Raw genomic sequence first — 21,738 nt, 5'->3', positions numbered from 1 at the left:
GCGTATAAAAATACAATTATTTTATTAGCCACAAATTGAATGAGAAGAGTTTTTATTTTTGACTAATCACAAGTTTACTTTTTAAAACAAAAGCCCTCCGCAACTGCAGAAGGCTTTTAGTCGATTAACATTAAAGAATTAAAATTAGTTAATCATGAACTTAACTACTTTTTGACCATCAACCGCCTTAATGGTGGCAATCCATAACCCGCTAGGAAATGCTAAATTAGTATCTCCATTAGTGCGAACTGATTTTACTAGAGCTCCTGTAAAATCATATACATTCACATCCGTAATAGATTTAACGTTAGAGATATAAAGATTGCTTCCAAGCGCATAAAGATTTACAGCTGTTTCTTTTTTATAACTTTTTACCCCCAGACTAATTAATTGCGGAATGGGATCCCAATTATCATTGCCTTTTGTAAAATTAAAAGTGGTAATAGCGGTACCATCGGTTAATGTTGGTGAAGTCAATACTTTTGACCAAGTTACACGATTAACAGCATTATTTACACCTGAATTTTCAATAGTTCCATATTCATAAATTTTATCTGAAGTTCCTCCTAACGAATTTGTCCATCCTGGAGGCGAAATCAATGACAATCCTTCTGAACCCGGGAAATTAGAAGTTTCAATAGTTGTTTTATATACTACCACTTCACTAGTAGTCGCCGCCCAAGGTCTACCAAAAAATCCTGGTTTAGCACGATAAACCGAAGCTGTTTCAATTCCAGGGATAGCCGAAGTCACCTTACACTCGTACAATAAAAATCCTCTACCGCTACTTTGCTGAGGAGCGGTAAGGTATGCTGCATCACTACTGACATCACTAACGTTCATTACAAAATCCGTTTTATAAAATACCGCTGTCATTCCGCCAAAGATGTAATCAACTGCACCCATCACGGCTCCTTTATAAACCACCACTCTTGCACCCGAACCTCCAAAGAACGAATCCTGACGACCTACCACTCTACAGTTGTATAAAATTACTTTGTCAATATTATTAGGCACCCCTATAGCGGCTGCTCTTTCTACAAAAGATCTATTTTGCACAGATACATCACCAATGGTAGTGGGACGAACCCCTTTGTTTCCAGATTCCCAAAGTACGATTACATCTTCAGATTCTTTTTTGGATATGTATTGATTAAATGAATTTTCAAAAATGATATCATGTGCTTCAAAACCATTTGCAGCAATTACTGCGGTTGCATTCCAATAAGAGCCATTTGTAGTTCCACTTACATTTTCATAAGTAGTATATCCATTTTCTTTATTTACTGCTAACACTTCTGCATTCCATTTATTATCTGTTCCTTGACTAAAGTAATTATACCCAACACCATAATAAGAGGTAATACGAACGGCATTAGAATTTATATCAACCCCTTTGTTTTGAAGAGCAATACTAGGATTACTGGAAGCATTTTTCAGTGTTATGTTTGCATTTTTAATTACAATCATTTCTTCATAATTCCCTGGGTCAATCATAATAGTTACACGATCAGTACTAGTACGTGTCATTCTTGAAACAGCAAAAAGAGCATTGTTTATAGTTGAATAATCTTTATCTGTACCTACAGTAATTACAGGAACATAAGCAATTGGACTTGTATCAGCAACTGGTTTAAAATTTAGTGTTTTTGAAGTAGCCACTCCATTGACTTGCAAATTAGAAATTAATTTCAACTCAACTGGCTCACCTGATAATCCAGTATAGGAAACAACATAAGTTCCATCTCTTAAAGAGATTGGCGAACCATAATTAAAATTGTACCCGTATCCGTTTTCATTCAAATTAGTAAATATCAAACTTAATTTTCCTTGTTGTGTAACATTCAATCCCGTAGTATTGACAGTTATAGGATAAACTGGTTTTGAATTAAAGACAACATCTGCAGAAGTAGTTCCTGTAATGGTAATTTTATTTGACGGGATAGTATAATCATTAACCCCTTGAGCTGAAATAGTATATTCCACGTTCGACTCTAATTCAACAGTATATGTGGAATTAGAAGTATTAATAAGAGGTTTAGGTATAAAAATTTTATTTGCAGATGGATTGGGAGTATAAGTTAAAGATAATTTAGAAATATTCGTTCCTAATCCAGTAATAGCTCCACTCACAGTAAACAAATCTACTTTAAGAACGGTAAAATTATGATTTGTTGTTGTCTCTAAGACCTGTAATGAATTACCATTACTTATAATATACCCATCGGCACCTATAAGCTTAAGTTCGTAAGTATATCCCGCAGGAAGATTTACATTGTATGAACCTGAGTTGACAGGTACAGTCCATACTTTACCAGCTTCGTTTGTAAAAGAAACGGAGTATATACTTGGAATACCTGAGGCTAGAGTCTGGTCAACTGCACCTGTAACATTAACATAAGTAGCTGGTTTTCTATAAATTCTATAATAATTCCCTTTACCTCCTAAACATGATATTTTAAAATCCCCAGCTGCTTTTGCTTGAAATTTAGCTAATGTTACAGCAGTTCCTGATGTTGCTAAAGGAATTAATTCTGTTTGTGTATTTGTAGTGGTATTAACAACCGTTAAATTATTATTTGAAAATCCAGATTCTATACTTGATACGACGGTTACTTCATCATCCTGATTCAGTGTCAAAGTAAAAAATCGAGTAGTAGATGAAGCATTACCATTACAATAATATCTAGCTGAATAATTAGAATCAGTAGTTCCAAGACTATTCCCATAGCGAGTGATAGCGGTATTTGTTGTGTATAACCTATCGTTATTCCCAGTTTTAAGTGTCAACACTCCAGAAGTAAGTGTTTGAACAGTTGAATTCGTTAATGTATTAGTTCCGCTTGAAGTCCCTAATACTATAGTTCCACTATAAGTGTACCAAGTATTTATATCATCAACGGTTAATTTATTGTTGTACAAATTAGGATCTAACTGTGTCGCTCCAAAATCCCAAACATCAGTTTTTTGCCCAAAAGCAACAGTATTGCACATTAAAACTGCAGTACATAAATAGAGTAATTTTCTAAACATTCGTAATAGTTTAATTGGTTAGTAATAGTTATCGAATTCAAAATCATTCCAAATCAGCAAACCAGTATTAGCCTGATTGGCATAAAAGTACATACTTTTACAACTTTATGCAATCGATTACACAAAACTAAACTATTTTCAAATACAATCTATAAAACAACTCAAAAAAGATTCTATAAATTCATTTTTACCACAAAAAAAGCTTTCTTTATCTTTACCCTCAAATAAAAATACAATGAAGAACTTAATAATCGCAAGTACCTCCACCCTACATCAAGGCAAGCCCTTGGATTATTTATCTCAAGAAATTAAAAATTTATACAAAGACTCTAAAGAAGTACTTTTCATCCCCTATGCCAGACCCAGCGGAATCACACATGAAGAATACACCTCAAGAGTCAGAAGTATTTTCAATAAGCTAAACATCAAAATCAGAGGAATACATGAATTTAACAACCCTATTGAAGCAATTAAAGAAGCGGAAGGGATTTTTACAGGTGGAGGCAACACTTTTCTGTTGGTTTCTCAATTGTATTCCAATAAAATTATGACTGTTTTATCAGAAGCAGTAAAAAGCGGCACTCCCTATTTAGGAACCAGCGCTGGAAGCAACATTTGCGGACTATCCATGCAAACCACTAATGATATGCCTATTGTTTACCCACCAAGTCTTCAGACCTTAGGGATTATCCCATTCAACATCAATCCGCACTACCTCGATCCTGAACCTTCTTCAATACATATGGGTGAAACTCGTGAAACCAGAATCAATGAATTTCTCGCCTTCAACAACCTACCTGTACTTGGCTTACGTGAAGGAAGCTGGTTGGTGGTAAAAAACAATACGATTATTTTAAAAGGAAAATTAAGCGCTCGCCTTTTCAAAAAAGGACAATCTGCAATAGAAATTGAAAGCGGAACCGATTTAAGTGAATTAAAATAAAAAAACCGAAACATTTCTGTTTCGGTTTTTTAAAGAGCGAAAGACGAGGCTCGAACTCGCGACAACCAGCTTGGAAGGCTGGAGCTCTACCAACTGAGCTACTTTCGCATTAAAATTATAAGAACTCTAGTAATTCAAAAATTACTCCTAGAGCGAAAGACGAGGCTCGAACTCGCGACAACCAGCTTGGAAGGCTGGAGCTCTACCAACTGAGCTACTTTCGCATTACGGGTGCAAATATACATAATAACTTCAATTTGAAACAAATTTTTTTTGATGTTTTTAATAAAAAAATAATATTCAAAGCTAATCTTTTTATAATTAATTTGTTAGCTTACTAATATTTTCAATTTACTAATACAAAATAATCTTTTCATCATTAAAATATCCTTAAATACCTAAACAGTTTTTTTTAATTTTTATCTTTAAGATATCAAATGAGTCATTATCTCTTCATTATTTGATGGATGATAGATAAACAAACAAGATTTATCTTTTATAGTTTGGATAATTTCATTTGTCAACTCCACCGGAATTGCTGGACAACCTAAACTTCTTCCTAATCTTCTATTATTAGCGATAAATGATTTTGAAACATAACTAGCCCCGTGCATCACAACAGCTCTTTCTCTAGCATTATCATTTACTCCTTTTTCTAATCCATCTAAACGTAATGATTTCCCATGTTTACCTGTATAGATTTCAGCTGTAGCATAAAACCCTAAGCTACTCTTAAAAGATTCTGGCGTATTTGAAAAGCTTGCCGCAAATTCATCCCCAGAATTTCTTCCGTGTGCTACTAATGAATTAAATAATATGACATTGTGATCCAAATCAATTACCCAAAGTCGTTGGGTATTGGAAGAAAGACTAAAATCTATTAGTGTTAAAATATTTTTTTGTATCAATCCTTTTTCTTTCAAAAGATAGAAACCGTTTAAAGCTTTTGTGAAGATCTCAAATTTTGGTAAATCAAATTTACTGGATTGCAAACTTTCATAAACTCTTTCTTCATTGGTAACAGGACTAACAGAAGCTATTCTTTCAACCTTGACATCCTTAACCTCCTTAGCTTCAATAAAAAATAGACTTCCGATTGGTATTAAAAAAAAGGGCAATAAAAAACTGATAAAAAACTTATAACGCATTGATTTAGATTAAATTACATAATAGAGACGGGATTGCAAATATAACATATGTTTCTCAATTAAACAAAACACAACTACATGTAAATCAACAATTAACAACTTTTTACAATTCAACTACTACAAAAACCAGGTTTCTTTATATTTGCCAGTAGTTAAAATTATGTTATTTTTGCTGGAACAAGACTACTTTTTATGACAAAAAACTATTTCATAATCTTTTTTATCTGCTCGGTCATAAGCAGTAGTACCTATAGTCAAAAAAAATCCATCAGTTCTCAATTTCTAACATCAGACATTTCAATAGATGGTCGAATTATTGAAAATGCATGGCTTGAAAATAATAATATCGCCTCTGATTTCATCATGTATGAACCCGACAACGGCAAACTTATTTCAAACGAAAAAAAAACTGAAGTAAAAGTCTTGCATGACAATTCAGCCATATACATCTCAGCAATTCTTTACGATAATGAACCTCATAAAATTTTAAGAGAGGTTACCAATCGTGATGTCTTTGGTGCTTCAGACCATTTTTCGGTTTTTATAAACGGTTTTAATGATGGACAACAAGACTTTCGGTTTTATGTAAGTGCTGCAGGCGTACAAATGGACTGCCTTGCAACCAAAGAGTCAGAAGATTTTAGTTGGGATGCTATTTGGGAAAGTAAAGTGAGAATCACCAACTTTGGCTGGGTCGTAGAGATGAAAATACCCTATGCAGCTATACGTTTTACAGATGTTAAAAAACAAATTTGGGGTATTAATTTTATGCGCGAAATAAAGCGTAACGTTCAAAAATATACTTGGAACTATATTGATACCAGAGTAGGCGTCATCACTAATCAAGCTGGAATTTTAAAAGGAATTGACGACATTTCCCCTCCTACTCGACTCTTTTTAATACCCTACACTTCAGCTTATTACCAACAAGACAATACCACTTCTGATAGAATCGTAAAAGCTGGACTTGATATCAAATACGGTATCAACGCTTCTTTTACGCTTGATGCAATACTAGTGCCTGATTTTGGACAAACTAAATTTGACAATGCCATATTAAATCTTGACCCATTTGAACAAAATCTAACTGAAAACAGACCTTTCTTCACAGAAGGAACCAACCTATTTAGCACCGGAAACTTATTCTACTCTAGAAGAATTGGAGGAAGTCCAGTTATTCAGAAAGAAACATTAGAAAGTCAGATTTCTAACGACGAAGTAATCACAAACTATCCTAGCGCAGTTAATTTAATTAATGCAGTCAAGGTTACTGGTAGAACTAAAAAAGGACTTGGAATTGGCTTACTGAACGCAATAACTGAAAAAACAGTAGCGAAAATTCAAAATAAAAGGACATACGAAAACCGAGAAACAATAGTACAGCCTATAACTAATTATAACATATTAGTACTTGACCAAAGGTTTAGACAAAATTCATCAGTTACACTTCTAAACACTAACACCGTTAGAAACGGCAATTATAAAGATGCAAATGTTTCTGCCTTACTGTTCGATTTGAACACCAAGGAAAACACATATAATTTATATGGAGATATTAAGTATAGCTCTATCAACGATGACGAAAATACCAATGGACTTCGATCTCAATTAGGGTTTGCCAAAACCAGCGGACAATATCGATATGCTTTTCTATCCAAATATGTTTCTAAAAACTTTGACTCTAATGACTTAGGACTGCTCTATTTTACCAACTACCACAGCGGATATGTAGAAGGAAGTTACAGAATCATCAATCCAACATCAATTCTCAACACATTCAAGGTTAAAGAATACGCTAATATTGAAATAGAAAATACTTCAGGAAAACTACAAAATACTACATTTGCTACAGAAGTAATTGCATCCAATTTAAAAAATGATACTTTCGAATTAATTACTGAAATCAATCCGATAAAAACTTATGATTTCTATGAACCGCGCACAATAGGAAGATATTCCTATGTTCCTGAAAATATTTTTGCTCTTTTCAACTATAGCTCCAATCAAAATAGACCCTTTTCTATTGTCTTACAACCCTCAATTACAAAATACAACGAAAAAGACCGTATTACTTATTGGTTTTTTTCAGTTTTCAAATACCGATTTAACACAAGATTATCCTTGTCTCTCACTTCAGAATATCAGAATAAAATAAATGATAGAGGCTGGGCAGCCTTTGATAGCAATGATATTATTTACGGCAAAAGAAAACGTCAAATACTACAAAACGACTTAGTTGGAAAATATGCTATCAATAACAGAATGACTTTAAACTTAACAGCACGTCATTATTGGGCTTACTCAGACATCCACGAATTCTCAACATTACAAGATAATGGAGAATTAATTCATAACAACAGTTTTGCCATGAATAAAAACCGAAATTTCAATTCATGGAATTTTGATCTATCTTATTCTTGGTGGTTTGCACCAGGAAGCGAAATATCCCTTTTATACAGAAACTATACTCAAATAGACAACAATACTGTAGAATACAACTTAAACAAAAACTTTCACAATGTTTTTACTGGCAACATGACAGATATATTCTCCATTAGAGTGCGCTATTTTATTGATTACAACTCGATATCTAAATAACACAAATCTATTCTACAACAAAATATTCTAAGTTTGTGAGGTCTACCTCATAATAGTGATTATACCCTTAAGGATTGCCTTCTAAATTCATAAAAGTTTTATATTTGCACAAAACTAAAGAAACAATGAACAAAAAAGTAATCTTAATGATATTAGATGGTTGGGGGAAATCTCCTGACCCAAAAGTATCCGCAATTGACAACGCAAACGTACCTTTTATAAATAGTCTTTACGAAAAATATCCTAGCGCACAACTTCGTACAGACGGCTTACACGTTGGTCTTCCTGAAGGACAAATGGGAAACAGTGAAGTAGGACACATGAACCTTGGAGCAGGAAGAATTGTTTATCAGGATTTGGCTAAAATTAATTTGGCTGTAGCTAATAAAACTTTAGCTAAAGAACAAGTTCTAAAGGATGCATTTCAATATGCAAAAACTAATAACAAAAAAGTGCACTTTTTAGGGTTAGTTTCTGATGGAGGGGTACACTCTCACACATCACATTTACGTGGATTAATTGATGCTTCACAAGATTACGGTTTAGAAAACGTATTTGTACACGCCTTTACTGACGGTCGTGATGTAGATCCTAAATCAGGAAAAAAATACATTCAAGATTTAGAAAACTACATCGCTCCAACCTCTGTAAAAATTGCTTCTGTAATTGGACGTTATTACGCAATGGATCGTGACAAACGTTGGGAAAGAGTAAAACTAGCTTATGACTTAGTCGTTAACGGACAAGGAACAGCTTCTCAAAACGTAGTAAAATCAATCGAAGAGAGTTATAACGAAAATATTACGGATGAATTCATCAACCCTATTGTCGTAATTAATGAAGAAAAGCAACCTATTGCTAAAATTGAAGAAGATGACGTGGTTATTTTCTTCAACTTTAGAACCGATAGAGGTCGTGAATTAACCGAAGCGCTTTCGCAACAAGACTTCCACGAGCAAAACATGCACAAATTGAACTTGTATTATGTTACTTTAACAAACTACGATGAAACTTATCAAAACGTAAAAGTAGTTTACAACAAAGACAACATTACAGAAACACTAGGTGAAGTATTAGAAAAAGCAGGTAAAAAACAAATTCGTATAGCGGAGACTGAGAAATACCCTCACGTAACCTTCTTCTTTTCAGGAGGTCGCGAAGAGCCTTTTATTGGTGAGAGCCGAATATTAAAAAACTCTCCAAAAGTAGCTACCTACGATTTACAGCCAGAAATGAGTGCTTACGAATTAACTGATGCATTAGTTCCAGAAATTGAAAAAGGAGCAGTTGATTTTGTATGTTTGAACTTTGCCAATGGAGACATGGTAGGCCATACTGGAATCATGGAAGCCGCTATAAAAGCCTGTGAGGCAGTAGACAAATGTGTTGAAAAAGTAATCACAGCAGCAGTCGCTAACGATTACTCTGTACTTGTAATTGCAGATCATGGAAATTGTGAAACCATGATTAATCCTGACGGCAGTCCAAATACAGCTCATACCACAAATCCAGTTCCATTTATTTTAGTAGACAAAGAAATTAAGCAAGTAAAAGATGGTGTTTTAGGGGATGTTGCTCCTACTATACTTGACTTAATGGGAGTAGCACAACCAAAAGTAATGACACAACACTCCTTACTATAATACCGATATACAATCTATACACAACCAAAAGCTACCTTATTCAGGTAGCTTTTTTATATAAAAAAAAGTTAAAATAAAAATTATGATAGTAATACTATTATATTTGCATAAAAAACTCTCGTTATGCAATCAATATTTTCAAATATAAGTATTAAAGTCAATGAGAAGATCTATGTCAAAGACCCAGAAACATCAGCTTTAGGAAAAAAAATTCTCCAAGAAAGCATCTTTCTGATAGACGAAATAGGCTTTGACAATTTTACTTTCAAAAAATTAGGCGAAAAAATTGGCTCTAATGAGAGCTCTATCTACCGCTATTTTGAAAACAAACACAAATTATTAGTCTACTTATGTTCTTGGTATTGGAGCTGGATTGAACACAAAATGGTATTCAAAATAACCAATATTGAGGACCCTATGGAACGTTTAAAACGAGCCATAATAGTCGTAACTGAAAAAGCGGAAGAAGACTTATCTATTCCTCATATAAATGAAGCGGTTTTAAACACAATTATTGTATCCGAATTCACAAAAACACTTCACACCAAGGAAGTAGACGATGAAAACAAAGAAGGTTTCTTTTTAATCTACAAAAGTGTCATCAATAGGCTGATACAATTAATTATAGAAATCAACCCCGACTATCTTTATCCAAAAAGTTTAGCGTCTTCTATTATTGAAGGTGGACTGCATCAATACTTTTTAAAAGACCATTTAAAAACAATTACCAATTGCAACGAACATGTGTCTCCCACTGATTTCTATTTGAATCTCATAACATCTGTTTTAAAAAAATAAATCAATATGAAACCATTACAACGATTTTATAATCTTTTAGAATTAGACAAAAAAGATGTCTATCAATTGTTTTTCTATGGTATTCTCTCTGGAGTGATTAGTTTATCGCTTCCGTTAGGAATTCAAGCCATCACAAACTTTATACAATCAGGACGAGCAAGTGTTTCTTGGATTGTATTAATTGTTTTAGTAGTATTTGGTGTGGCATTAGTAGGCATACTCTCCTTTATGCAACTAAGAATCATGGAAAATTTACAACAAAAAATATTCATTCGTTCCTCTTTCGAATTTGCCGTGAGACTCCCAAAAATTAAATTTGAAGAATATTACAATTATTATCCGCCTGAGCTGGCAAACCGTTTTTTTGACACCTTGATGATTCAAAAAGGAACAGCAAAACTACTTGTAGGTTTTTCAGCCGCTTTATTACAAATTATATTCGGAATAATTCTGCTATCACTTTACCACAACTACTTCATAATTTTTGGAATGTTGTTATTAGTTTTATTATACTTTATTTTTAAATTCTCTTATAAACCAGGTTTAGAATCCAGTTTGAAAGAATCAAAATACAAATACAAAGTTGCAGGATGGTTGCAAGAACTGGCTCGAAATAATTATAGTTTTAGAAATCAATTGCATCATGATTATGCTTTAAGCAAAAATGACAGTCTGGTCTCTGACTATTTATACAATAGAGAAAAACATTTTGATGTCATCAAAACACAGTTTAGTCAACTGGTTGTTTTCAAAATAATCATCACAGCAAGTTTACTTTCTATTGGAGGGTACTTGGTACTATCCCAACAAATGAATATAGGTCAATTCGTGGCAGCGGAAATCATCATATTATTAGTTATTAATTCTGTTGAAAAAATCGTTTTAGGCTTAGAAACTTTATATGATGTACTCACTTCTGTTGAAAAAATAGGATTTATTACTGATATGGCATTAGAAGAAGAATTCCCTGTAGATTACGACAATTGTTATACTTCAATTACATTGGATGTCGATCAAGTGAGTTTTCAGTTCCCAGATTCTAAAAATAAAATATTAGATAATATTACACTAACCATTGAACAAGGAGAGCGCATCTTTATTGATGGTGAAAATGGCTCTGGAAAAACAACTCTGGCGCGAATATTATCAGGATTAATGCAGCCTACTCAAGGAGCTATTTCTATTAACGACGATAGTTTCAAAAAAATAAACCTCAACCAATACCGTTCCCAAATTGAAAGTATCGTCTACGGAGAAACTCCTTTTGAAGGTAGTGTCTTAGACAATATCACATTTAAAAATAAATCAATTGACGACGACACCTTGAAGTGGGCTATTAATGCTATGCAGTTAAAAGATTTCATCAAATCTTTACCTCAAGGATTACATACCTCCATTTTTCCAGAAGGGAAACAACTATCATCCTCCAATGCACAAAAGATATTACTAGCTCGAAGTATCGTAAGCAAGCCCAAAATTTTATTCTATGAAGACCCAACGGACACCATGGACGAAAAAGCAGCCAATGAAATTATAGACTTCCTAACTTCAAAAGAACACCAATGGACTATTATTGTTTCTTCCAAAAATCCATACTGGAAAACAAAATGCAGCAGACTTATTACCATGCAAAAAGGAAGAATTATTTTAGATACTAAAAATCAAAATTATGCTTAATATTTCAAACAACAATAGGCACGCATTAGAACATTTGGACCGTTACAAGACTGTTAAAGGGCTGGAAACGAGACCACATTATAAAATACTAAATCGTATTATAACCATTGTCTCCATCCTTGCCTTGGTAGCTTTATTTTTGCCATGGACTCAAAACATTTCTGGAAAAGGAGCTGTTACAACTTTAAAACCCAATCAAAGACCACAGTCTATACAAAGCGTCATTTCAGGACGTATCGAAAAATGGTACGTTCAAGAAGGAGATTTTGTCAAAAAAGGAGACACTATTTTATTTATTTCTGAAATCAAGGAAGATTACATGGACCCTAATTTGGTTGAAAACACTAAAAACCAATTGGATGCCAAAAAACAAGCCCTGAAATCATACGGCTCGAAGGTTGGTGCTTTAAACAGCCAGATTAAAGCCATTCAAATGGAACAACAGCTCAAACTTGAACAAGCACAAAACAAACTAAAACAAGCACAATTCAAAATAAAAAGTGACTCCATCGATTTAGTTGCTGTTAAAACACAATTAAAAATCGCCAACACCCAATTCAATCGTGCCGTACAGCTGAATAACGAAGGACTAAAGCCATTAACTGATGTAGAAGAAAAAAGATTAAAACTACAAGAAGTTGAAGCTAAAATAATTACACAAGAAAATAAATTATTAACAAGTAAAAACGAATTGATTAACGCCAAGGTTGAACTTAACCGTATTGACGCCGAATACAGTGAAAAAACTGCAAAAGCAAAAAGTGATCAATTTACAGCATTAAGCAACCAATACGATACCGATGCACAGGTTAACAAACTAAAAAACCAACACACCAATTACAGCATCCGTAATGGAATGTATTACATCAAGGCTGCCCAAAATGGTTATATTAATAGAGCGCTGCAAGCAGGTATTGGAGAAACCATTAAAGAAGGAACTCCTATTGCTACCATCATGCCTTCTGAATATGATATTGCTGTAGAAACCTACGTCAATCCATTGGATTTGCCTTTAATTTCAAAAGGAGCAAAAGTTAGAATTTGGTTTGACGGTTGGCCTACTATCGTATTCTCCGGCTGGCCAGATATGTCTTATGGTACATTTGGAGGCCAAATTGTAGCAGTAGAAAACTTCATTAGTGACAATGGAAAATTCAGGGTATTGATTGCTCCTGATCCAACAGACATCCCTTGGCCAAAACAGATCAGTATTGGTTCTGGCGCACAAACTATTGCTTTATTAAACACGGTACCTGTATGGTTTGAAATATGGAGAATCTTAAATGGTTTCCCTCCAGATTATTATGAAGCCACTGAAAAATCTAGCAAAACTAAAGAAAAAAAATAATGAAATATCTCATTCTATTTTTCCTGCCTTTCGCTTTCATTCTTCAAGCTCAAGAAACGAAGGTTGAGACGGCAACACAACAAAAATCCGAATTCACATTCAACGAATATTTGGGTTATGTCAAAAAATTCCATCCTTTGGTAAAAACCGCCAATTTGGAAATCAATAAAGCGCAAGCTACTTTGATGACCGCTAGAGGAGCATTCGACCCAAAAATTGGAGTGGATTTTGATAAAAAGCAATTTAAAGGAACCGAATATTATTCGATTTTAAATAGCAGTTTCAAAATCCCAACTTGGTACGGAATCGAAATCAAAGCTGGTTTTGAGCAAAATGAAGGCTATTACCTGAATCCTGAAAATACGGTTCCCAATCCAGGATTAACTTCTTTTGGAATATCTGTACCTATAGGTCAAGGGTTGTTTATCAACCAAAGAATGGCGGATTTGCGCAAAGCAAAAATACAAATCCAACTAAGCCAAGCTGAGCGTAAACTACAAGCTGTAGCTATTTTATACGATGCCTCAGTCGCTTATTTCAATTGGAAAAAAAACTATGAAGAATTTCAAATGTATTCGCAGTACAACACCAATGCTCAAATACGTTTTAATGCCATTCAAACCTTAATTAAACAAGGAGATAAAAGAGCTATAGACAGCGTCGAAGCTGGAATCAGTTTTAAAAGTCGTCAGTTGAGTTTAGAAAACTCTCGTTTGAAATTATTGAAAGCCAAATTGGATTTATCTAACTTTCTATGGTTAGAAAACAACATTCCTATGGAACTTTCAGACATGCTATTCCCTGAACTTCAATTAGAAAATACCATCCAAGAGACCTTAAAAACAAATGACTTACTAGCGCAAGATTTCACCATTGAGAATCACCCGAAGATAAACGCTCTGGAAAATAAAATTGGAATACTGGAAGTAGAACGTAAACTCAAGGCTAATTTACTATTACCCAAAATTGACCTTTCGTACTCTTATTTATCAGAACCACAATACATCGATAGTTACAAATTTGAGAATTATAAAATTGGAGTAAACTTTGCTTATCCTATTTTTTTAAGAAAAGAAAGAGGAGGATTGAAACTAGCTGAATACAAAATTCAAGAAACGACCAACAGCCTCACTCTAGAACGCTTGCAACTTACTAACAAAATTAAAGCGCAAAAAGAAGTCATCCAATCCTTGAACAAGCAACGATTAATGGCTAATGAATTGGTTGGCAATTACAAAACCATGTTGCAATCAGAAGAACGCTTGTTTTCTTTTGGAGAAAGTTCCCTGTTTCTTATCAATAGCCGTGAAAGCAGTTTAATAACAGCACAATTGACTGCAATTGCATTGCGAAATGAATTTTGTATTTCCAACTCAGAACTGTATAAAATCATGGCAAATCCTGATTAAATCAATTAATATTGTACTTTTGCCAACTCAAAATTTAGAACCATGATTATAGTAAAATCTCGTGAAGAAATAGAATTAATGCGTGAAAGTGCCCTAATTGTATCCAAAACATTAGGAATGCTTGCTTCTGAAATAAAAGAAGGTGTAACCACTTTGTACCTAGACAAACTAGCCGAAGAGTTTATTCGTGACCATGGTGCTGAACCAAGTTTCCTAGGTTTATATGGCTTTCCAAATTCTTTGTGCATGAGCCCAAATGCTCAAGTAGTACATGGAATTCCAAACAATACACCCTTAATAAGTGGTGATATTATCTCTGTAGATTGTGGTGCGTTCAAAAATGGTTTCCATGGAGATCATGCCTATACTTTTGAAGTAGGAGAAGTAGCTCCTGAAACCAAAAAATTATTACAAGTTACCAAAGAATCTTTATATGTAGGAATCCGTGAATTCAAAGCAGGAAACCGTGTGGAAGACGTAGGTAATGCTATCCAAAAATACACTGAAGGCCACGGATACGGAGTGGTTCGTGAGTTGGTTGGTCATGGTCTTGGCCAAAAGATGCACGAAGACCCTGAAATGCCAAACTACGGAAAACGTGGTCGCGGAAAATTATTTGTTGAAGGAATGGTGATTGCACTAGAACCTATGATTAACCAAGGTACTCGCAACATCAAACAGCTAAAAGACGGCTGGACAATCCTAACCGCAGACGGAAAACCATCTGCTCACTTTGAACACGATATTGCCTTAGTAGATGGAAAACCAGAGTTACTATCCACTTTTGCGTATATCAACAAAGCCTTAGGTATTGTAACTAATGAAGAAGATGAGTTTCGTAAAGTGCCACTAGTAGTTTAAACACAGATTTCACAGATTATCACAGATTAATTCACAAAATAACTTTGTAAATTAAGCCGCTCTAAATATTTAAAAAAAATGATTAATCAAATTTAAATATGGAAGAATATTATCTTAAAGAAGAAACATACAAAATAATTGGTGCTTGTATGGAAGTTCATAAGATTCTAGGCAAAGGACATAGTGAAAAAGTATATGGAGATGCGTTAGAATATGAATTTGATAAAAATGAAATCGATTATAAACGAGAAGTTAAATACAATATCGAATATAAAGAAATCATTCTACCAACTTATTATTTTGCTGATTTTGTTCTTTTTGACAAAATTATCTTAGAAATTAAAGCAATACAATTACTGTCGTCAAGTGAAATCAAACAAACATTAAATTACTTAGCTGCCTCAAAAAACAAAATTGGACTATTAGTCAATTTTGGTGAAGACAGCTTAAAATACAAACGAATAATTTTATAACATCCACTTTGTGAAATACATTTTAACCACAAATAATCTGTGCTAATCTGTGAAATCTGTGTTTGTTCTTTTTAATGAAATCTCTGTGTAATTCACATTCAAATGAAATCTGTTTTTAAACTTATACTCAATACCATCCCTCGTCCATTCCTTATTCGTTTAAGTTATGTGGCACGACCAATAATTGCTTTTTCGTTAAAAGGAAATAAATTCACCGATCCTATTGATGGGAAAAGTTTTAAATCGATGTTGCCTTATGGATATGAAACACAGCGAAACAATGTGCTTTCACCAAGTACTTTGTCTCTTGAAAGACACCGTTTATTATGGTTGTACTTGAATGAAGAGACAGACTTTTTTACAGCACCTCACAAAGTCTTGCATTTTGCTCCTGAGCAAGCGTTTTACAAGCGTTTTAGAAAACAAAAAAACTTAGACTATACCACCACCGATTTGTTTTCGCCATTGGCTGATGTCAAAGCAGACATTTGTAATTTGCCTTTTGAAGACAATCAATACGATGTGATTTTGTGTAATCACGTTTTGGAACATATTCCTGACGATACCAAAGCAATGCAGGAATTGTATCGTGTATTAAAACCTGGCGGAATGGCGATTTTACAAATTCCACAAGATTTGAATCGCGAGAATACATTTGCAGATGACACCATTACTGACCAAAAAGAGCGCGCTAAAATTTTTGGTCAATACGATCACGTACGTATTTATGGACGTGATTATTTTGACAAACTAAGAACTATTGGTTTTACCGTTCTTGAGGAAGATTACACTAATAAAATTGCTCCTGAATTAGTCGAAAAATATTGTTTAGCCAAAGGCGAAATTATTCCTGTATGTTTCAAATAAAAGATTTTGGAAATAATTGCAAAACACCCTTTTTGTTTTGATTTAAGTTGGGACGTTAAAAGTAATTTTTACATCCCAACTGCTTATGTGGTTGACGAAGGGTTACCTATCGGATATCTCAGCAAAAAAGCAACTACTGAGGTACTCAAAAGCTACCAAATAGAAATCAAGTCGCTAGATAAGACAATACAAAATGCTCTTTCTATTTGCGAAAGTTTACAAACTGAAATTTTGACTAAAAAATTCAATTCTGGCAAAACAAAAAAAAACCTTGAAGAACTATTCAAAGATGTAAAAGTAGCTGTTGGGATTCAGCATTATCAAAATTTAAAATTGACTGAATTTTTAACATTAGTCAACACCTATAATTTCCCCATTTGCTTTTCGATAGGGAAAGACAAAGATTTTAGAAAAAGTCAAATTACTACTCAAAATACCCCTTTGGAAACTAAAATTCATTTTCTTAAAACCGAAAATGGAATTCAGTACAATTTACAACTTCAGGACGAAAAACATACTTTTCATCCTTCAGACAAAAAGATAGAAATACTTTTAAACAACCCAGCCTGGTTAATTATAAATCAAGAACTTGTACAATTAAAAGCTATTGATGCCAAAAAATTAAAACCTTTTTTAACCAAAAAAACAATCGAGATTCCGTCACGAATGGTAACGGATTATTTTCAGAAATTCATCAAAGACATTGTCAAGAAGGTTGATGTGACCGCTGATGGTTTTGAAATTATTCAATACAACCAAGTCGATTCTTGTCAATTAGAAACAGTGCATGATTTCTTCAAAAACTGTTATTACCTTAATTTACGTTTTGGTTACAACGAACATTTATTTGACTGTTCTACAAACAAGAACAGCCATTCTGAAATTGACATTGAGAACCCTGAGCAAATCAAAGTCATTCAATACAAACGCAATTTGGATTCTGAATTAATTTTCGAGCAAAAATTAACCAACCTAGGACTCGAAAAAACCGATAATGGTTTCTTTAGGCTTTCGTCAAAAGCAGAAAATAGTTCGACATACGATAGCATTCAGTGGGTTGTAGAAAATCAAGAAAAATTGCAATCTTTAGGATTACAGCTAGACAATTTTACTTTGGAAGGAAAAAAGATCCAAACTAAAAAACCTGTTATCTCTTTTTCGAACCAAATTCAAAATGACTGGTTTGATATTAAAATCATGATTCGTTGTGGGGAATTTGAATTTAGTTTCACCGAAATTATTCCCAATCTAAAACAGCAAAACCAAGTCTATACCTTAGCCGATGGCAGTTGTTTTTTGATCCCGAAAGAATGGATGATGCATTATGCTCCTTTAGCTAAATTGGCTAAAATAAAAGAAGACAAATTGCAATTACCCAAAAGCAATTTTGCCATTCTTAATACCATTCCCGAATTACAATTGGAGATCAAACCTGAAGCTATCCCAGAATTCAAAATTTCTCCTTTGGTAAAAGCTACTTTAAGACCATACCAATTAAGTGGTGTAAAGTGGCTGTTAGAACATTATCAAAATGGGATGGGAGCTTGCCTTGCAGACGATATGGGATTGGGAAAAACACTCCAAACCTTGACAACTTTGGTCGCAATTCAAGAACAACTCGAGAACCAACAACGTGAAGCCGAGCAATTGGATTTGTTTGGCAATCTGATTCCGCAAGCCAAGGAATATTTGAAAGTATTGGTCGTTTTGCCTTCTTCATTAGTATTCAATTGGTACAATGAAGCTCGCAAATTCACCCCACATTTGCGCCGTATTCAATATGTAGGTAATGAACGAAAGTTGATAGCCAAAAAACTAGCCCGTTATGATTTGGTCTTTACCAGTTATGCAATCGCATCTAGAGATATTGCGATTTTAGAAAAGTATCAATTTCGCTATTTAATTTTAGACGAAAGTCAATACATTAAAAACAAAAACTCCAAAATATTCAAGGCGATTAACCAAATTCAAGCACAAAATCGAATTTCGTTAAGTGGTACTCCCATTGAAAACTCACTAGATGATTTGTGGTCGCAAATGGAATTCATCAATCCTGATATTTTAGGCAGTCATGCTTTTTTTGTTCAAAATTATAAAAATCCGATAGAGAAAAACCAAGATGAAACGGTTTTGGCAGAATTAAAAACTTTAATTAGCCCATTTATTTTAAGGCGTACCAAAGAACAAGTTTTGGACGATTTGCCTGAATTGACCGAGCAGATTTATTACTGCGATATGGAAAATGAACAAGAAAAACTGTACGAAGAAGAAAAATCCAAAGCTCGAAACGCACTACTTCGTACAGACGGAACCAAGGCCGACAAAATAAATATTATCAACACTTTGATGCGTTTACGCCAACTAAGCAATCATCCTAAAATGATTGATGCCAAATCTAGTTTGGACTCCGGTAAATACAATGCGGTAACAAATTATTTAACAACTTTGATTCAGTCCAAACAGAAAACAATTGTCTTTAGTTCGTTTGTATCCAACTTAGGATTTTATAAAGACTGGTGCATGGCCAACAATATTAAATTTTGCGAACTCACAGGTGCCACCGATTCCAAGAACCGTGAAATTGCCGTGAACCGTTTTCAAGAGCAAGATGATATTTTAGTATTTTTCATATCCTTAAAAGCAGGCGGTGTAGGACTGAACATTACCAAAGCATCCTATGTACTGTTTTTAGACCCTTGGTGGAATCCATTTGCCGAAAAACAAGGTATAGGACGCGCACACCGCATGGGACAATTAAACAAAGTAAATGTCATTCGATTCATTTCAAAAAATACAGTCGAAGAGAAAATCATTCGTTTACAAGAAAACAAAAAACTTTTATCTGATTCACTTTTAGAAGAAAACAGCATCAGTCCTGATATTGAAGCAAATTTGAGTTATATACTGGAGTGAGTTTGCCGCCAAGACACAAAGGCACTAAGTTTCTAAATTACAATTTTCAGATTGAACTTGCAATTACTTGAAGTGTTTATGTTGTCTTTTTGAAAATAAAAACGGAACTATCTGGAACGTTAGGACATTCAAATTAAAACAAAAACAATGTAAAAAATATTTCGTTATATTTACGCTTTAGCATTGAACTAATTACTATGTATCTCAAAATCAACTCTAAAATTCTATTCTTTCTTTTATTGAATATTTCATTATTCGCTCAAAATATAGAAAAAGAAATCGCGCCACCTTTCAACATCAAAACAATTTCATTTATCCAAAACAACAGAAATGTAGTTCCTATTTTTGAATTAGGTTCTGGGTTTCAATTACAATTTGATGATTTGTATGGCAATAACGGGGATTATTTTTATGAAATTACACATTGTGACTACAATTGGATTCCTTCTGAAATTCCTAAAATTGAATATTTGGCAGGTTTTGACAATCAACGACTTCAAAACATTACAACCTCATTTAATACTTTGCAAATTTACTCGCATTTTAGCTTACAAATTCCTAATCAGCATACACAACGTTTAAAATTAAGCGGGAATTATATATTGAAAATATTAAATGAAAGTAGAGAAACTGTTTTCAGTAGAAGGTTCATCCTTTTTGAAGACTTAGCTACTGTGCCCTTACAAGTTAAAAGAGCTCGAACAATCAATAATCTACCATACAAACACAATTTAGATTTCTCAATAAACTCAAACTCCATAACTTTTCAAAATCCTATCAAAAATGTAAAGGTGGCCTTGTTTCAAAACGGTGTTTTCAACCAAGCCATTAAAAATATTGCTCCACAATATACCATTGGCAACAATTTAGTTTACAAATACGATACTGAAACACAATTTTGGGCAGGCAACGAATTCATGTATTTTGAGAATAAAAACATCCGTTTCCCTTCTAATTTTATATCCAAAGTAGATTCAAGCACCGATATCTACAGCACCCACCTTTTTACTAATGAGGCTAGAGCTAATTTCCCGTATTCTTTTTACCAAGATGTCAATGGGAATTTTGTAGTATTAAATGCTAATGCTGAAAATAGCGAAATTGAATCCGATTATTCTTGGGTATATTTCAGTCTTTCAGCACCTAGTTTTAGACTTAAAAAAGATATTTATGTCGTAGGAATGTTTAACAATTACACTATGAGTCCTGAAAACAAAATGGACTATAATCCTGAAAAAGGAATATACGAAAAAGCCATCCTAATCAAGCAAGGATTCACGAATTATAAGTACGTTGTGGCCGACAACAAAGGAACAATTGATCATGAAAATGCCATAGACGGTAATTTTTATCAAACTGAAAACGAATACACTATACTCGTTTACTACAGAGACAACACTGCAAGATACGATAGAGTCATCGGAAAAGGAACTGCTAGTTCTATAAATGTTGTGAATTAAAAAAAACCAACTGCTAAAACAGTCAAACGAATCCTTTTTTTTTGTATTTTTGTTTTCTAATCACATAACTATCTATTAGTTCAGCATGGTTTCTCAAATAACAAGAGGCATAAAAATTTCAGTTTTGACTAGTTTTGAAGGTACCTACTTCAAAAACTATAAGATTCACTTTGCCTTTAGTTACGAGATTACAATAGAAAACCACAGTAAAGATTCTGTACAATTGACTTCTCGTCACTGGGAAATATTTGACTCTTTAAATGATTTAGAAATTGTAGATGGTGAAGGAATCATTGGTAAAAAACCAGTATTAAAACCTGGAGAACAACACACCTATAGCTCAGGATGCTTGTTAGCCTCTCCTTATGGCGCGATGCAAGGACATTTCAATATGATTAATTTTAGTAACGCCAAAAACTTCAAGGTTTACATTCCTACATTCAAACTTTGCGCACCCTTTGCATTGAATTAAGAAACACCTACAAAACATACTAAAAACCTTTATTTCACACCAAAAGCACTGTCTTTTCAGATAAATCTACGTATTTTTGTGATTCACGTATTTGA

The 21,738-nt window shown here is 33.6% G+C and carries 15 protein-coding genes and 2 tRNA genes; 13 read left to right on the top strand and 4 right to left on the bottom strand.

Features of this window, described 5'->3' with window-relative positions:
- Positions 1-144: 144 nt before the first annotated feature.
- Complete coding sequence (locus ACNH59_RS07860) at positions 145-3,033, bottom strand: pectinesterase family protein (protein ID WP_418264860.1); 2,889 nt, start codon at positions 3,031-3,033, stop codon at positions 145-147.
- Positions 3,034-3,268: 235 nt separating this feature from the next.
- Between ACNH59_RS07860 and pepE the strand changes: the two genes are divergently transcribed.
- The gene (gene pepE, locus ACNH59_RS07855) at positions 3,269-3,976 is read left to right on the top strand and encodes a dipeptidase PepE (protein ID WP_418264859.1); all 708 of its coding nucleotides are present in this window, start codon (positions 3,269-3,271) and stop codon (positions 3,974-3,976) included.
- A 35-nt stretch (positions 3,977-4,011) separates the two neighbouring features.
- On the opposite strand, the gene ACNH59_RS07850 is transcribed toward pepE, so the two are convergent.
- From ACNH59_RS07850 to ACNH59_RS07840, 3 genes are all read right to left on the bottom strand, one after another.
- Positions 4,012-4,084 (bottom strand) — tRNA-Gly (locus ACNH59_RS07850).
- A gap of 43 nt (positions 4,085-4,127) precedes the next feature.
- A tRNA-Gly gene (locus ACNH59_RS07845) sits at positions 4,128-4,200 on the bottom strand.
- A 201-nt stretch (positions 4,201-4,401) separates the two neighbouring features.
- Complete coding sequence (locus tag ACNH59_RS07840) at positions 4,402-5,124, bottom strand: murein L,D-transpeptidase catalytic domain family protein (RefSeq protein WP_418264858.1); 723 nt, start codon at positions 5,122-5,124, stop codon at positions 4,402-4,404.
- Between the two features lie 192 nt (positions 5,125-5,316).
- Here ACNH59_RS07840 and ACNH59_RS07835 point away from each other — a divergent pair, with 192 nt between their 5' ends.
- From ACNH59_RS07835 to apaG, 12 genes are all read left to right on the top strand, one after another.
- Positions 5,317-7,722, top strand: coding sequence for a DUF5916 domain-containing protein (locus ACNH59_RS07835; protein WP_418264857.1), 2,406 nt, complete (start codon positions 5,317-5,319; stop codon positions 7,720-7,722).
- Between the two features lie 125 nt (positions 7,723-7,847).
- Positions 7,848-9,365, top strand: coding sequence for a 2,3-bisphosphoglycerate-independent phosphoglycerate mutase (gene gpmI / locus ACNH59_RS07830; protein ID WP_418264856.1), 1,518 nt, complete (start codon positions 7,848-7,850; stop codon positions 9,363-9,365).
- 123 nt (positions 9,366-9,488) lie between these two features.
- On the top strand, positions 9,489-10,163 hold the full coding sequence (locus tag ACNH59_RS07825) for a TetR/AcrR family transcriptional regulator (RefSeq protein ID WP_418264855.1): 675 nt from the start codon (positions 9,489-9,491) through the stop codon (positions 10,161-10,163).
- Positions 10,164-10,169: 6 nt separating this feature from the next.
- Complete coding sequence (locus ACNH59_RS07820; RefSeq protein ID WP_418264854.1) at positions 10,170-11,840, top strand: peptidase domain-containing ABC transporter; 1,671 nt, start codon at positions 10,170-10,172, stop codon at positions 11,838-11,840.
- Positions 11,833-13,188 (top strand): HlyD family secretion protein, encoded by a 1,356-nt coding sequence (locus ACNH59_RS07815; RefSeq protein WP_418264853.1) that lies wholly within the window; start codon positions 11,833-11,835, stop codon positions 13,186-13,188. Before ACNH59_RS07820 ends, ACNH59_RS07815 begins: the two co-directional genes overlap by 8 nt.
- Positions 13,188-14,597, top strand: coding sequence for a TolC family protein (locus ACNH59_RS07810; protein WP_418264852.1), 1,410 nt, complete (start codon positions 13,188-13,190; stop codon positions 14,595-14,597). The genes ACNH59_RS07815 and ACNH59_RS07810 overlap by 1 nt, the downstream gene beginning before the upstream one ends.
- Positions 14,598-14,639: 42 nt before the next feature.
- Positions 14,640-15,458: a type I methionyl aminopeptidase gene (map, locus tag ACNH59_RS07805; protein WP_418264851.1), complete on the top strand. Its 819-nt coding sequence runs from the start codon at positions 14,640-14,642 to the stop codon at positions 15,456-15,458.
- Positions 15,459-15,556: 98 nt separating this feature from the next.
- Positions 15,557-15,931 (top strand): GxxExxY protein, encoded by a 375-nt coding sequence (locus ACNH59_RS07800; RefSeq protein ID WP_418264850.1) that lies wholly within the window; start codon positions 15,557-15,559, stop codon positions 15,929-15,931.
- A 102-nt stretch (positions 15,932-16,033) separates the two neighbouring features.
- Positions 16,034-16,798, top strand: a complete 765-nt coding sequence (locus tag ACNH59_RS07795; protein ID WP_418264849.1) for a class I SAM-dependent methyltransferase — start codon at positions 16,034-16,036, stop codon at positions 16,796-16,798.
- Between the two features lie 6 nt (positions 16,799-16,804).
- Positions 16,805-19,711: a DEAD/DEAH box helicase gene (locus ACNH59_RS07790; RefSeq protein ID WP_418264848.1), complete on the top strand. Its 2,907-nt coding sequence runs from the start codon at positions 16,805-16,807 to the stop codon at positions 19,709-19,711.
- A gap of 197 nt (positions 19,712-19,908) precedes the next feature.
- Positions 19,909-21,171, top strand: a complete 1,263-nt coding sequence (locus ACNH59_RS07785) for a DUF5103 domain-containing protein (RefSeq protein WP_418264847.1) — start codon at positions 19,909-19,911, stop codon at positions 21,169-21,171.
- Positions 21,172-21,256: 85 nt separating this feature from the next.
- Positions 21,257-21,643: a Co2+/Mg2+ efflux protein ApaG gene (apaG, locus tag ACNH59_RS07780; protein WP_418264846.1), complete on the top strand. Its 387-nt coding sequence runs from the start codon at positions 21,257-21,259 to the stop codon at positions 21,641-21,643.
- Positions 21,644-21,738: the final 95 nt, after the last annotated feature.

This window comes from Flavobacterium faecale, from assembly GCF_048320115.1.
Classification (GTDB): domain Bacteria; phylum Bacteroidota; class Bacteroidia; order Flavobacteriales; family Flavobacteriaceae; genus Flavobacterium; species Flavobacterium faecale_A.
Note: the sequence above shows the minus strand (reverse complement) of the source record. Positions and strands in the feature narration are given on the sequence as shown.

Excerpts from the sequence above, each read along its gene's own strand:
- ACNH59_RS07825 (WP_418264855.1), top strand. The coding sequence starts at position 9,489 with ATGCAATCAATATTTTCAAATATAAGTATTAAAGTCAATGAGAAGATC.
- ACNH59_RS07840 (WP_418264858.1), bottom strand. The coding sequence starts at position 5,124 with ATGCGTTATAAGTTTTTTATCAGTTTTTTATTGCCCTTTTTTTTAATA.
- pepE (WP_418264859.1), top strand. The coding sequence starts at position 3,269 with ATGAAGAACTTAATAATCGCAAGTACCTCCACCCTACATCAAGGCAAG.
- ACNH59_RS07785 (WP_418264847.1), top strand. The coding sequence starts at position 19,909 with ATGTATCTCAAAATCAACTCTAAAATTCTATTCTTTCTTTTATTGAAT.
- ACNH59_RS07815 (WP_418264853.1), top strand. The coding sequence starts at position 11,833 with ATGCTTAATATTTCAAACAACAATAGGCACGCATTAGAACATTTGGAC.
- ACNH59_RS07860 (WP_418264860.1), bottom strand. The coding sequence starts at position 3,033 with ATGTTTAGAAAATTACTCTATTTATGTACTGCAGTTTTAATGTGCAAT.
- gpmI (WP_418264856.1), top strand. The coding sequence starts at position 7,848 with ATGAACAAAAAAGTAATCTTAATGATATTAGATGGTTGGGGGAAATCT.
- map (WP_418264851.1), top strand. The coding sequence starts at position 14,640 with ATGATTATAGTAAAATCTCGTGAAGAAATAGAATTAATGCGTGAAAGT.
- apaG (WP_418264846.1), top strand. The coding sequence starts at position 21,257 with ATGGTTTCTCAAATAACAAGAGGCATAAAAATTTCAGTTTTGACTAGT.
- ACNH59_RS07835 (WP_418264857.1), top strand. The coding sequence starts at position 5,317 with ATGACAAAAAACTATTTCATAATCTTTTTTATCTGCTCGGTCATAAGC.
- ACNH59_RS07795 (WP_418264849.1), top strand. The coding sequence starts at position 16,034 with ATGAAATCTGTTTTTAAACTTATACTCAATACCATCCCTCGTCCATTC.
- ACNH59_RS07800 (WP_418264850.1), top strand. The coding sequence starts at position 15,557 with ATGGAAGAATATTATCTTAAAGAAGAAACATACAAAATAATTGGTGCT.
- ACNH59_RS07820 (WP_418264854.1), top strand. The coding sequence starts at position 10,170 with ATGAAACCATTACAACGATTTTATAATCTTTTAGAATTAGACAAAAAA.
- ACNH59_RS07810 (WP_418264852.1), top strand. The coding sequence starts at position 13,188 with ATGAAATATCTCATTCTATTTTTCCTGCCTTTCGCTTTCATTCTTCAA.